The 12,404-nt window shown below is 75.8% G+C and carries 11 protein-coding genes; 3 read left to right on the top strand and 8 right to left on the bottom strand.

Going from position 1 to position 12,404, the window contains the following annotated elements; translation table 11 throughout:
- Positions 1 to 60: 60 nt before the first annotated feature.
- Positions 61 to 1,146, bottom strand: coding sequence for an NAD-dependent epimerase/dehydratase family protein (locus ET526_RS19775; protein WP_135470554.1), 1,086 nt, complete (start codon positions 1,144 to 1,146; stop codon positions 61 to 63).
- A 282-nt stretch (positions 1,147 to 1,428) separates the two neighbouring features.
- Here ET526_RS19775 and ET526_RS19780 point away from each other — a divergent pair, with 282 nt between their 5' ends.
- A complete protein-coding gene (locus tag ET526_RS19780) occupies positions 1,429 to 2,007 on the top strand; it encodes a D-sedoheptulose-7-phosphate isomerase (RefSeq protein ID WP_135470556.1) in 579 nt (192 codons plus the stop codon).
- Between the two features lie 73 nt (positions 2,008 to 2,080).
- Here ET526_RS19780 and ET526_RS19785 read toward each other — a convergent pair whose 3' ends face one another.
- The 6 genes from ET526_RS19785 to ET526_RS19810 all read right to left on the bottom strand — a co-directional run bounded on the left by ET526_RS19785 (position 2,081) and on the right by ET526_RS19810 (position 9,006).
- On the bottom strand, positions 2,081 to 3,220 hold the full coding sequence (locus tag ET526_RS19785; RefSeq protein WP_135470558.1) for a glycosyltransferase: 1,140 nt from the start codon (positions 3,218 to 3,220) through the stop codon (positions 2,081 to 2,083).
- 7 nt (positions 3,221 to 3,227) lie between these two features.
- Positions 3,228 to 4,169, bottom strand: coding sequence for a glycosyltransferase family 2 protein (locus ET526_RS19790; RefSeq protein WP_135470560.1), 942 nt, complete (start codon positions 4,167 to 4,169; stop codon positions 3,228 to 3,230).
- A gap of 101 nt (positions 4,170 to 4,270) precedes the next feature.
- Positions 4,271 to 5,254, bottom strand: a complete 984-nt coding sequence (locus ET526_RS19795; RefSeq protein ID WP_135470562.1) for a Bug family tripartite tricarboxylate transporter substrate binding protein — start codon at positions 5,252 to 5,254, stop codon at positions 4,271 to 4,273.
- A gap of 63 nt (positions 5,255 to 5,317) precedes the next feature.
- Entirely contained in the window at positions 5,318 to 6,202 is an 885-nt protein-coding gene (locus ET526_RS19800) for an HpcH/HpaI aldolase/citrate lyase family protein (protein ID WP_158295644.1), read from the bottom strand.
- A 14-nt stretch (positions 6,203 to 6,216) separates the two neighbouring features.
- Positions 6,217 to 7,440 carry a CaiB/BaiF CoA transferase family protein gene (locus ET526_RS19805; RefSeq protein WP_135470566.1) on the bottom strand — a complete coding sequence of 408 codons (1,224 nt, stop codon included), beginning with the start codon at positions 7,438 to 7,440 and terminating at the stop codon, positions 6,217 to 6,219.
- Positions 7,441 to 7,464: 24 nt separating this feature from the next.
- Positions 7,465 to 9,006: a 4-hydroxyphenylacetate 3-hydroxylase family protein gene (locus ET526_RS19810; protein WP_204623732.1), complete on the bottom strand. Its 1,542-nt coding sequence runs from the start codon at positions 9,004 to 9,006 to the stop codon at positions 7,465 to 7,467.
- A 129-nt stretch (positions 9,007 to 9,135) separates the two neighbouring features.
- Here ET526_RS19810 and ET526_RS19815 point away from each other — a divergent pair, with 129 nt between their 5' ends.
- Positions 9,136 to 9,963 (top strand): GntR family transcriptional regulator, encoded by an 828-nt coding sequence (locus tag ET526_RS19815; protein WP_158295645.1) that lies wholly within the window; start codon positions 9,136 to 9,138, stop codon positions 9,961 to 9,963.
- On the opposite strand, the gene ET526_RS19820 is transcribed toward ET526_RS19815, so the two are convergent.
- The gene (locus ET526_RS19820) at positions 9,960 to 10,859 is read right to left on the bottom strand and encodes an HpcH/HpaI aldolase/citrate lyase family protein (protein ID WP_135470570.1); all 900 of its coding nucleotides are present in this window, start codon (positions 10,857 to 10,859) and stop codon (positions 9,960 to 9,962) included. The two genes, ET526_RS19815 and ET526_RS19820, sit on opposite strands and share 4 nt — an antisense overlap.
- A gap of 158 nt (positions 10,860 to 11,017) precedes the next feature.
- On the opposite strand from ET526_RS19820, the gene ET526_RS19825 reads away from it, so the two are divergent.
- Positions 11,018 to 12,379: an LLM class flavin-dependent oxidoreductase gene (locus tag ET526_RS19825; protein WP_135470572.1), complete on the top strand. Its 1,362-nt coding sequence runs from the start codon at positions 11,018 to 11,020 to the stop codon at positions 12,377 to 12,379.
- Positions 12,380 to 12,404: the final 25 nt, after the last annotated feature.

Raw genomic sequence — 12,404 nt, forward strand, 5'->3', positions numbered from 1 at the left:
GTTTGTCCACGCGGCTTAGGGCGGATCCCGCGCGGAGGGGCCGCCTGGGCGGGATCGGCGCTACAGCGCCGCCTCGCGCGACGGGGTGGCGTCCTGACGCGGCGCGGTCCAGCGCAACGCCCCGTCCAGCCGCCCCTCCTGCATCAGCCCCTCCAGCACCTTCAGCCGGATCTGGCGGGAGGCGCGGAAGCCGCGGTCGCCGAAGCCGATCGCCGCCAGCCCGTCGCGCAGCGCCCGCACGCTGTCGGGCAGCGTCATGCGCGGCTGGTGGTCCGGCGCCAGCTCCCGGAAGCGGGAGAAGTCCACGCGGTAGGAGCGGCGGTCCGGCGGCGCCCCGGTGTTGATGGAGACGCGCGTGCCCGGGATCTCCGCCGCCACCGCCTCGGCCAGGTCGCGCACCTGCACGTTCCAGGCATCGCTGCCGACATTGACCGAGAGGATGCCGCCCGGCCCCGGCACGGCGGCGGTCAGCGCCCATTCGATCGCGCGCGCCATGTCGGCGACGTCGATCAGCGGCCGCCAGGGCGTGCCGTCCGACAGCACCGTGATCTCGCCCGAGGCGATGGCGCCGGCCACGAAGTCGTTCAGCACCAGGTCGAGGCGCAGCCGCGGCGACATGCCGCAGGCGGTGGCGAAGCGCAGGCAGGTGACGGCCATGCCGCCGCGCTCCATGCGCCCGAGCCCCTCCTCGGTCGCGACCTTGGAGCGGGCATAGGCGGTGAGCGGGTTCAGCGGGTCCGTCTCCCGCCGCGCCGCGCCGGGGGCGAGGCCGTAGATCGAGCAGGAGGAGGCGAAGACGAAGCGCCGCACCCCGGCCTCGCGCGCCATCTCGGCGAGGCGCAGGCTGGCGCGGTGGTTGATCGCCTCGGTCACCGCCTCGAAGCGGTTGCCCATCGGGTCGTTGGAGATGGCGGCGAGGTGCACCACCCCCTCCACGCCGCGCAGCAGGGAGGGCGGCAGCTCGCGCACATCGCCCTGGTGCTGGCGGTCGAGCAGCCGCTCCGGCGCCGGGGCGGTGGTGGTGAGGCAGTCGGCGAAGAAGCCGGAATCGAAGCCGATCAGCTCCGCGCCCGGCAGGGCGGCGCGCAGGTGCGCGACCACGACCGGGCCCACATACCCCATGTTGCCGGTGATCAGGATGCGCAAGGCCACCTCCCGCTGCTGTTGCGCTCCCGGATAGCAGCGCCCGGCCGGCCCGGCCGCTCACATGATGAACAGCGCGCCGGCCGCCTCGCCCGCGCGTGGCGGCGCCGGGCGCGTTCCACCCCTTCGCGACCCGCCTTCGAGCCCCTGCGGCGCGGCCGTGGCCGCGGCAAGGGCTCCGCCCTGCCTGCGGAGCGGATCCGCGCCCCCGGACGGTTCCGTCCCTCCGCGATCCGCTCTAAAGCCCCGCCGCCGCGCGCCGCGGCAGGAACGGACCGGACCGCCATGGCATTCCTCGATCGCTGGCTCGCCGAGGCCGAGGCGCTGCTCGCCGCCACCCGCGCCCTCGCGCTCGACCCCGTGCTGGAGGCGGCGGCGGCCGACACGGCGCGGGCGCTGGCGGCGGGGCGCCCGCTGCTGGTCTGCGGCAATGGCGGCTCGGCCGCGGATGCGCAGCACATCGTGGGCGAGCTGGTCGGCCGCTTCCTCGCGGAGCGCCGGGCGCTGCGGGCGATCTGCCTCTCCTCCAACCCCGCCGTGCTGACCGCCTGGAGCAACGACTACGGCTACGACAGCGTGTTCAGCCGCCAGGTGGAGGCCTATGGCGAGCCGGGGGGCGTGCTGCTCGGCCTCTCCACCAGCGGCAATTCGCGCAACGTCGTGCTGGCGCTGGAGGCGGCGCGGGCGCGGGGGATGCGCACCATCGGCCTGACCGGGGAGGGCGGGGGGGCGATGCGCCCGCTCTGCGACCACCTGCTCGCGGTGCCGAGCCGCTTCACCCCGGCGGTGCAGCAGGTGCATCTGTGCCTCTACCACTGCTTCTGCGCCCGGGTGGAGGCGATGCTGACCGGGGCGGAGGGCTGACCCGCCCTCCCCGGCGCGGCTGGAGCGGCGAGCCGGCCGCCCGCGATCCGCTCCCGGCAGGGGGGCGCGGGCGTCAGCCCCGCCCGCGCGCCGCGGCGGCGCGGTAGAGGGCGTGGTAGGCCGCCACCGTGGCCGCGATGTCGTGCGCGGGCCGCAGCCGCTCCCGCAGCGCCGCGGTCGCCGGCCCGGGCCGGGGCCCGGCGCGGCGGAGCGCCGCCGCCATCGCCGCGGCAAGCGCGGCCGGGTCGCGCGGCGGGGCGAGATGGGCAGGGTCCGGCACCAGCCGCGCCACGGCACCGACCGTGGTGGCGACCACCGGCAGCTCGGCCGCCACCGCCTCCAGCCCGACCATCGGCATCGCCTCCCCGAAGGCCGAGCCGATCACCAGCAGGTCGAGCGCCGAGAGGAGGCCCGGCATCTCCGCCACCGCGCCGAGCCGCAGCGCCCGCCCCTCCGCCCCGGCCCGGCGCAGCAGCGCGGCGAGCACCGGGTTCGCGGCGTCGCACCCCTGCCCGGCCAGCACCAGCCGCGCCCGCGGCTCCTCAAGGCGGGCGAAGGCCGCGATCACCGTCGCGTGGTCCTTCTGCGGGTCGAAGCGGCCGACGCAGCCGATCGCCAGCGCCTCCGGCCCGAGGCCCCAGGCGGCGCGCAGCGCGGCGCGGCGGGCGGGGTCGAAGGCGAAGGCGCGGAAGTCCACGCCGTTCTCCACCACCACCCCGCGCTTGCGGTCGTAGCCGAAGGCCTGCTCGTGCAGGCGCCGCGCCGCCTCGGCGCAATAGACGATGCGCCAGGGGCTGCGGTGCGAGAGCAGGGCGCAGATCCGGTTGACCGCCCGCGTCATCGGCCGCGCCCCGCCCGGCGGCAGGCTGGTGTTGTGGATGGACCACAGCAGCGGCGCCCCGCCGCGCGGCAGCAGCGAGGCCAGCAGGTTGCCGTGGTAGAGCCAGGCATGGACCACCTCGGGCCGCGCCGCCCGCAGCGTGGCGGCGGCGCGCCGCAGCGCCGCGGGCGAGACCTGGCCGCGGCGCAGGCCGAGCGAGGTGACGGGCGTCTCGCCGAGGTCGAAGAACGGCCGGTCGCCGGTGAGCGTCAGCACGGAATGCGTCAGGCCCTCCCCGGCGCGGGTGACGAGCTCGGCCAGCAGCCGCTCGGCCCCGCCCTGTTGCAGGGCCGGGATGATGTGCAGCACGCGAAGGGGGGAGGCGGCGTCCACCGCCGGCTCAGCCGCCCTGCCGCCGCGCCGGCGCGGCGGCCTCGGCCCGGCCGGTGAGCTGCGGCAGCGGCCGGCCCATCGCCGCGGCGAGGCGCGCCGTGGCGTGCCGGCCGACGCGCAGCAGGCAGTGCAGCGGCCGCCGGCGGGCGGCGCGCAGCGCGATCCGCGCCGCGTCCAGCCGCCGGCCCTGGAAGGCGTAGGTGCCGCTCACCTGCAGCCAGATGTCGCATTCCGCGGCGCGGCGCAGCCCGGACGGCAGGCGGGCGTGGAGCGCGGCGTGCTTGGCGAGGAAGCGCCGCGCCGAAAGCTCGTGCTGCTCGCCGAGCCGGCCGCGGCGGTTCCACACATGCGCCAGCGTCTCGCGCAGCGCCAGGACGCGGCCGCCGGCGGCGGCGTAGCGCAGCAGCCAGTCCCAGTCCTCGAAGCGCGGCAGGGATTCGTCGAGGGGGCCGATGCGGTCGAAGGCCTCGCGCCGCGCCAGCAGCGTCGTGCCGGGGCTGAGGTCGCAGTCGCGGGCGAGGCGGAGGAACCAGTCCCCGGCGGGCTCCAGCGGCTGCTCGCGCTCGATGCCGTGGTCCAGCAGGTGCATGCGCACGCCGTGGCAGCTCACCGCCTCCTCCGGCGCGGCCCGGCGCAGCGCGGCGAGCTGCACCTCGAGCTTGCGCGGCAGCCAGGCGTCGTCGGAATCGAGGAAGGCGATGAAGGCGCCGCGCGCGGCGGCGATGCCGGTGTTGCGCGCCGCCGCCGCGCCGCGGTTGCGCGCGTGCCGCTCCAGCCTGAGGCGCGGATCGCCGAGGCCGGCGAGCAGCGCCGGCGTGTCGTCGCCGCCGCCGTCGTCCACCACCACCACCTCGAGGTCGCAGTGGGTCTGGGCGAGGGCGCTGCCGACCGCGCGCAGGATCGTTGCGGCGCGGTTGTAGGTCGGGACCACCACGCTGACCTCTGGCATCGTCCTCTCCCGGGGCTGATGGCGTGGGCGGCGCCGGCGCGGCGCCCGGCCCGCCGCTCATAGGCGGAGGGTCCGCCCCCGGCAATCGCCCGCCGCGGGGTCTAGCCGGCCCTGACGCCGACGCGCCGCACCACCTCGCCATAGGTCGCGCGCTCGCGGCGGATGCGCTCGGCGAAGGCCTCGCCGGCCTCGAAGCGCGGCGTCATGCCCATCGGCGCCATCGTCGCCGCGACCTCGGGCAGCGCCAGCACGGCGCCCAGCGCCTCGACCAGCCGCGCGATGACCGGTGCCGGCACGCCCGCCGGCGCCGCGATGCCGAACCACGGCGTCGCCTCCGCCCGCTGCAGGCCGAGCTCGCGCAGCGTCGGCACCTCCGGAAGCTGCGGGTTGCGCGTCTCGGCGTTGGTGGCGAGGGCGATCAGCCGCCCCTCGCGCACCGCCGGGATCGCCACCGGGTCGAACAGGAGCTGCACCCGCCCGGCCAGCAGGTCGGTCAGCGAGGGGGCGGAGCCGCGATAGGGCACGTGCTCGAGCCGGATGCCCGTGGCCTCGGCGAACATCTCGCCGGAAAGCTGGGTGATGGTGCCGTTCCCCGCCGAGCCGAAGCGGAGCTGCCCGGGATGCGCCTTCGCGTACTCCACCAGCCCGGCGACGTCGCGGAAGGGCACGGAGGGATGCGCGACCACGATGCCGTAGGCGATGGCGGTCATCGCCACCGGCGCGAAGGCGGTCGCCGGATCGTAGGGCAGGTCCATGACGTGCGGACTGATGGTCAGCACCGCGGTCGGGAAGGCGAGCAGCGTGTGCCCGTCCGGCCGCGCGCGGGCGACGGCGTCGGCGCCGATGCTGCCGCCCGCCCCGGCGCGGTTCTCGATCACCACCGACTGGCCGAGGCGCTCCGCCAGCTTCGGCGCCACCGGGCGCGCTGCGAGGTCCGTGGTGCCGCCCGGCGGGTAGGGCACGACCAGGGTGATCGGGCGGTTCGGCCAGGCGGGCTGGGCGCGGACGATGGCGGGCAGGGCGAGCACCGGCGCGGCAGCGGTCAGCGCCGCGAGGCGCCGGCGCGAGATGAGGGACGTCTTCATGGTTTCCTCCCGTCTGCCGCGGCAGCATAACCCGGCCCGCGCCGGCGGCGGGAGGCGCGGCGCTCAGCCCCGCCGGTCGCGCTCCGCCGCGAGGCGCGCCAGCGCCACGATCCGCTCCATGCGCGGCGCGAGGTCCATGGCGATGAAGGCGCCGCCCGCCAGCGCCACCGCCTCGCCGCGCGCCGCCGCCTCGCGCCAGGCGGCGAGGAAGCGCTCGGCCTCCGCCACTTCGGCTGCGTCGGGGGTGAAGGCGGCGTTGATCGGGGCGAGCTGGTCCGGGTGGAACGCCGCCTTGCCGGAGAAGCCGAGCTCGCGCGCCGCCAGCGCGTCGGCGCGCGTGCCCTCGGCGTCGCGCAGCCCGGCGAGGTAGGGCGCGTCCAGCGCCTGCGCGCCCACCGCGCCGGCGGCGGCGGCGATGACGGCGCGGGGGTAGTCGAGGGCCCGCCGGGTGAGCGCGGCGCCGGTCTGCGCCACGTAGTCGCCGGGGCCGAAGAAGAGCGCGGCGAGGTTGGGCGAGGCCTCGGCGATGGCGAGCGCGTTCAGCACGCCGCGCGGCGTCTCCAGCGTGGCGATCACCGCGAGGCGCCGCCCGCCGGCGAGCGCCGCCAGGCGCCGGTCGAGCAGGCGCAGCGCCTCCGGCGCCTCGACCTTCGGCACCAGCACCGCGTCCAGGCTGCCCCAGGGCAGGGCGGCGAGGTCGCGCTCCCACTCCTCGGTGCCGATGGCGTTCAGCCGCACCGCGCGCTCGCGCGGCCCGGCCTCGAGCGCGGGCAGGAGGGCGGCGACGGTGGCGCGCGCCTCCGCCTTGCGCGCCGGCGGCACCCCGTCCTCGAGGTCGAAGCAGAGGGAGTCGGCGGGCAGCCGCGCCGCCTTCTCCAGCCGCTCCCGCCGGTGGCCCGGCGTGATCAGCAGCGAGCGGCGCAGGCGCCAGGGGAGCGGGCCGGCCACAGGGCGCGCCCCGCTCAGATCACGCGCAGCGCGGCGAGGCGCTCGATCTCCGCCTCCGGCAGCTTCAGCCAGCCGCGATAGACCTCGTCATTGTGCGCGCCCATGGGCGGGCCGAGCCAGTTCACCCGCCCCGGCGTCTCGCTCAGCCGCGGCACCAGGTTGGGGATGGCGAGCTCGCCCACGCGCTCGTCCCGCACGCGCAGGATGTTGCCGCGCGCGGCGTAGTGCGGGTCCTCGAAGATCTCGTCGATGGAATAGACCGGGCCGCAGGGCACCTGCGCCGCCTCGCACAGGCGCAGCAGCGCGTCGCGGTCGTGGCGGGCGGTCCATTCGGCGACGAAGGCGTCCACCTCGGCGCGCGCCGCCTCGCGCTGGCGCACCGTGCCCCACTTCCCCTCGCCGGCCCAGTCGGGCACGCCCATCAGCTCGGCCAGGCGGGCGAAGATCTTGTCCGAGGTGCAGGCGATGGCGATCCAGCGTCCGTCCTTCGTCGGGTAGTGGCTGTGCGGCACCACGTTCACCGTGCCCGGCCCCATGCGCTGGCGGACGTAGCCGTTGAGCTGGAAGGAGGGGGCGAGCTCGTCGAGGATGCGGAAGACCGGCTCGTAGAGGCCGATGTCCACCACCTGGCCGCGCCCGGTCTTCTGCCGCGCCTGCATCGCCAGCAGCGCGCCGAAGGCGCCGTAGAGGCCCGCGAGGTAGTCCGGGATGGTGGCCGAGCCGGGCGTCACCGGCGGCCGGTCCGGGTAGCCGGCGAGGAAGGAGAGGCCGCCGAAGGCGTTGCCTATGCGCCCGAAGCCCGGCCGGTTGCGGTAGGGGCCGGTCTGCCCGTAGCCCGAGATGCGCACCATGATGAGGCGCGGATTGACCTCGCGCAGCGCCTCCCAGCCGAGGCCCCAGCCCTCCATCGTGCCGGGCTGGAAATTCTCCACCAGAATGTCGGCCTCGGCCACCATGCGCTTCAGCAGCGCCGCGCCCTCCGGCTTGCGCAGGTCGAGCGTGGCCGACTTCTTGTTCCGGCACTCGGAGAGCCAGGGCAGCGTCTCGCCGCAGGGGGCGACGGTGCCGAACTTGCGCAGCGGGTCGCCGACCACCGGCAGTTCCAGCTTGATCACCTCGGCGCCGAACTCGGCGAGCTGGGTCGAGCAGAAGGGGCCGGCGAGGAAGCTCGACACGTCCACCACCCGCACGCCCTCGAGCGGCTGCGGGGCGGGGGGCTCGGCGTCGGTGTCCGGCATGGGCGTCTCCTCCGGGTGGGGCGGCTACTCCGCGGCGCGCGCGGGCGGCGCCGGCGCGGCGGGCGGCGCCTCGCAGCCCGCGGCGCAGCAGCGTCCGGGCTGGCGCGAGACGCGGCGCCCCTCCGCGGCCACGCCGCGGTCGAGCAGGCGCTCCACCAGCGCGGTCCGCTCCGCGAGCGGGTAGCGGCGCCAGATCTCGCGCCGCATCGCCTCCGGGCTGCCGCCGCCATGCAGCGAGATCACCGAATACCAGCCGCCCTGGTGCGAGGCGGTGAGGTCCTCCACCAGCCGCGCCACCTCCCTCCGGTGCGCGGCCGGGATGTCGGGCCGTCCCGCGAGCACCGCGGCGAGGGAGGCGGCGGTCTCCGGGTTGTGGTCCTCCTCCGGCCCCGGCAGCGCCACGATCAGCCCGCCCGAGACGTGGTGCGCGAGGCGGTGCATGTCGTAGATCTGCGTGGCGAGCAGGAGCTTGCCGATGTTGGCGAACACCGCCTCGGGCATCACCGACCCTGCCGGGTCGCGCGTGCCGTAGACCGAGGCGGCGACGCCGCAGGCGAAGAAGCCCTCCACGATCCTGATGAGGTCCACCATGGCCTCGCGCACATGCGCGTGGCGGTCGGGATCGAGGCCGTTCGCCTCGATCATCAGCGCGCCGGCGCCGATCAGCAGGTCGCCGAAGCCGGCGCGGGCGCCGATGCAGGAATGGCGGTGGTGGGTGGCGTAGGCGGTGGTGAGGAAGCCGCCCTCCTCGTGCTCGCCGGCGAGGAACACGCGCTCCCAGGGCACGAGCACGTCCTCGAACGTCACCACGCCGGTGGACTGGCCGTATGTCGCGCTGAACCTCGCCGCCGCCTCGCCGGGGCGGCCGGCGGGACGGGCGATGATGGTGAGGCCGGGCGCGTCCGCCGGCACGGCGCAGCACACCGCGTAGTCGGCCTCCTCCGCCGTCATGGTGCGGCAGGGCATGACCAGGAATTCGTGCATGTAGGGCGCGCCGGTGACGATCGCCTTGGCGCCGCGGAGGACGATCCCCTCCGCGCGGCGCTCGGTGATGCGCACATAGGCGTCCGGATCGGCCTGCCGGCCCAGCCGCCGCGAGCGGTCGCCCTTCGCGTCCGTCATCGCGATGCCGAGCGCCAGGTCCCGCGCCTGCACCTCGTGCAGGTAGTGAAGGAAGCGGGCGTGGTATTCCGTGCCGTGCGCGTCGTCGGTGCGCCTCGTCGCCTGGAACAGGGCGTTCAGCGCGTCGTGGGCGAGGTAGCGCTGTGCGCAGCCGGCCTCCCGGCAGAGCAGGCGCACTGCCTCCAGCTTCGCCAGCAGGTCGTCGGTGCTGGTGTTGACGTGCAGCATGCGGTTGACGGTCCGGCCCGAGCTGGCCTGCCGCGCCGTCATCAGCGCCGCGTATTCCCCGCGCCGCGCAAAATCGTAGCTGACGCCCACCGCGGCGATGCCGGGCGCGAGCAGCGGCTCGTCCGCCACGCTCTCCACGCGCCGGCCGTTGACGAAGACGCGCGGCGCCAGGGCGCGCAGGGAGTCGCGGTACTCGGCGGCGGACATCAGGGCCATGGGCGCCTCCGTCGCTCGGGGCTGGTGGCGGAGGGACTGTAGCGGTGCTAGGGTCGGGGTCAACCGAAAGGTCCGGACATGCGGCGCGCAGGGCCGCGCGTCCCGGAAGCGATGAGGGGTGGAGGGGAGATGCCGCCGGAGCGCCGGAGCAGGGCCGCGACGGCCCGGCCGCCGGGGCCGCGCGCCGGCAGGGCGCCGCCGCGCCCCGCCGCCGCCGCTGCCTCGGCGCCGCTCTACCAGCGGATCGCGGACGAGCTGATCTCGGCCATCCGCACCGGGGGGCACCCGGTCGGGACCATGCTGCCGACCGAGACCGAGCTCCGCGCGCGCTACGGCGTCTCCCGCCACACGGTGCGGGAGGCGCTGCGGGTGCTGGAGAGCATGGGCCTGGTCAGCCGCCGCCAGGGCGCCGGCACGGCGGTGACGGCGCAGGCGGCGCGCGAGCGCTTCGTGCAGGAGATCAGCTCGGCCGAGGAGCTGCTGCAGTACCCGGAGGAGACGCGCCTCCTGATCCTGCGCGCCTGGCCGCAGCGGGTGGAGCCGGCGCTGGCCGGGCGGCTCGGCTGCCCGCCCGGCACCACCTGGCTGCGCGCCGAGGGGATCCGGCGCGTGCGCGTTACCGCCGCGCCGATCTGCCTGACCACGCTGCACATCCCGATGCGCTACGCGGCGGTGATGGACCTCATCGGCGCGGAGCCGGGCCCGGTGTACCGGCTGATCGAGCGGCATTTCGGCCTGTGCGTCAGCCGCGTCGAGCTCGACCTCGCCGCCCATGCCGTGCCGGCGGAGCGGGCCGCGCTGCTCGAGGTGGCGCCCGGCTCGCCGGCGCTGCTGATCCGGCGCCGCTACCTCGACCAGCACGGCCGCGTCTTCGAGCTGAGCGAGAGCTGCCACCCGGCGCCGCGCTTCACCTACCGGCTGACGCTGCGCCGCGCCGGGGAGGGGGAGAGGGGCTAGCCGCCGGCGCGGGCGATGCTCTCGGCCAGCGCGAGCAGGCGCCGCGCGCGCTGCGCGATCGGGTAGTCCACGAACCGCCCCTCCACCTGGATCGAGGCGATGCCCCTCGCCTCCGCCTCCTCGAAGGCGGCGACGATGCGCCGCGCGCGCTCGATCTCCGCCGCCGGCGGCGTGTAGGCAGCGTTGGCCTCCGCCACCTGGTCGGGGTGGATGCACAGCCGCCCCTGGAAGCCGAGCGCGGCGCCGCGGCGGCAGGAGCGGGCGAAGGCCTCGGCCTCGCGCAGCGCGATGAACACCGTGTCCACCGGCGGCTCCAGCCCCGCGGCGCGAGAGGCGGTGACGAGGGCGGTGCGCGCGGGCGCGAGCTCCTGCTCCTCCGTCGTCCAGGCCATGCCGAGATCGGTCGTGTAGTCGCCGGCGCCGAAGGCGAGGCGGCGCACGCGGCCGGAGGGCAGGGCCGCCGCGGCGGCGGCCAGCGCGCCGAGCGCCGTGAAGGCGCGCGCCGTCTCGACGATTGGCATCACCTCCACCGCGCCGGGGGATAGGCCGCGCTCGCGCTCCAGCGCGCCGAGCATCCAGTCTACCGCGACGAGCTGCCCCGCCTGCTCGAGCTTCGGCAGCACGATGCCGTCGAGGTGCGGCCCGACGACCGCCTGGATGTCGCCGAAGCAGAACTCGGTGTCGAAGGCGTTCACCCGCACGAGGGCGCGGCAGGGGCGCGGCCGTTGCAGCGCCGCGGCCACTGCAGCGCGGGCGGCGGCCTTGGCCGGGATCGCCACCGCATCCTCGAGGTCGAGGATCGCGGCGTCCGCGCCCGCCTGCATCACCTTCTCCGCCCGGCGGGGATGGTCGCCGGGGGCGAAGAGGAAGCTGCGGTTCGGTGCGTGGCGTGGCATGGTGCGGCTCCTCCGTGGCGGCGCTTCCGCATAGGGGGACGGGGGCGGCGGCGCCAGGACTTTGTCCGGACCTTTACAGCCGCCACCGCCCGTGCCTGTAATGCCGGGGGCGCCGGGCCCGCGGGGCGGCGCGCGCACCGATCCCGGGGGAGGGACGCATGGATCGCCAGATGGCCCTCGTGGCCTTCCTGCAGGCGCAGAACTGCTCGAACTATCCGGCCTCCTGGCGCCACCCGGCGACCATGCAGGACTACCTCTCGCCCGAATACTACCAGCGCATCGCCCGCGTGCTGGAGGCGGGGCGCTTCCATCTCGCCTTCTTCGACGACCGCCTCGCCCTGCCCGACCTCTACGGCGCCAGCCACGAGGAGGCGGTGCGCCACGGCATCCGCGTGGTGAAGATGGATCTCGTCCCCATCCTGACCGCGATGGGCCTGGCGACGCGGTGCCTCGGCCTCGGCGCCACCTACTCCACCACCTACTACGAGCCCTTCCACGTCGCCCGCGTCTTCGCGACCCTCGACCACATGCTGGGCGGGCGCGTGGCCTGGAACGTCGTCACCTCGCTGAACGACAGCGAGGCGCGCAACATGAGCCTGGCCCAGCACCTGCCGCACGACGAGCGCTACGACCGCGCCGACGAGTTCATGGAGGTGGTGCTCGGGCACTGGGATTCCTGGGAGGACGGCGCGATCCTGCACGATCGCGAGAGCGGCACCTTCGCCGACCCGGCGAAGGTGCACCGTCTCGATCATCAGGGGCGCTACTTCCGCTCCCGCGGGCCCTTCACGGTGCCGCGCACGCCGCAGGGCAGGCCGGTGCTGATCCAGGCCGGGCAGAGCGGGCGCGGGCAGCGCTTCGCGGCGCGCTGGGGGGAGCTGGTCTTCGTGATCTATCCCAGCCTGGAGATCGGCCGCGGGGTCTATCGCGCCTTCAAGGAGCAGGTGGCCGCTGCCGGCCGCGACCCGGCGCGGGTGCGGGTCTGCCCCGCCGTCTACGCCGTGGTGGCGGAGAGCCGCGGCATGGCGGAGGAGAAGCTCGCCCTGATCGAGGGGCTGGCGAAGCCCATCGACGGCCTCGCCCTGCTGTCGGAGGTGCTGAACTACGACTTCTCCCGCAAGGGCATGGACGAGCCCTTCTCCGACGAGGAGCTGGCGGCCATCCAGGGCCTGCGGGCGATCCGCGACCGCGTGGTGCGGCTTTCCGGCAAGCGCAACCCCACGGTGCGTGACTTCATGCGGTATAGCGCCCGCGGCACGGTGCGGGAATTCCCGCTGTTCCTCGGCACGCCGAGGGACGTGGCCGACCAGATGGAGGAATGGTTCGCCGGCGAGGCCTGCGACGGCTTCGTCCTCGCCGCCACGCACATCCCCGGCGCCTACGAGGATTTTGTGCGCCTTGCCGTGCCGGAGCTGCAGCGGCGCGGCCTGTTCCGCCGCGACTACGCCGGGCCGACGCTGCGCGAGAATCTCGGCCTGCCGCGCGCGGAGATCGGCGACTGGCGCCTGCCCTGCGGCTAAGCCGCGTGGACAAACCTGATCCACA

Source organism: Crenalkalicoccus roseus (assembly GCF_004761865.1).
Classification (GTDB): domain Bacteria; phylum Pseudomonadota; class Alphaproteobacteria; order Acetobacterales; family Acetobacteraceae; genus Crenalkalicoccus; species Crenalkalicoccus roseus.

Coding starts and splice junctions, on each gene's coding strand:
- ET526_RS19780 (WP_135470556.1), top strand. CDS start 1,429: ATGGCATTCCTCGATCGCTGGCTCGCCGAGGCCGAGGCGCTGCTCGCC.
- ET526_RS19790 (WP_135470560.1), bottom strand. CDS start 4,169: ATGCCAGAGGTCAGCGTGGTGGTCCCGACCTACAACCGCGCCGCAACG.
- ET526_RS19795 (WP_135470562.1), bottom strand. CDS start 5,254: ATGAAGACGTCCCTCATCTCGCGCCGGCGCCTCGCGGCGCTGACCGCT.
- ET526_RS19805 (WP_135470566.1), bottom strand. CDS start 7,440: ATGCCGGACACCGACGCCGAGCCCCCCGCCCCGCAGCCGCTCGAGGGC.
- ET526_RS19810 (WP_204623732.1), bottom strand. CDS start 9,006: ATGGCCCTGATGTCCGCCGCCGAGTACCGCGACTCCCTGCGCGCCCTG.
- ET526_RS19815 (WP_158295645.1), top strand. CDS start 9,136: ATGCCGCCGGAGCGCCGGAGCAGGGCCGCGACGGCCCGGCCGCCGGGG.
- ET526_RS19820 (WP_135470570.1), bottom strand. CDS start 10,859: ATGCCACGCCACGCACCGAACCGCAGCTTCCTCTTCGCCCCCGGCGAC.
- ET526_RS19825 (WP_135470572.1), top strand. CDS start 11,018: ATGGATCGCCAGATGGCCCTCGTGGCCTTCCTGCAGGCGCAGAACTGC.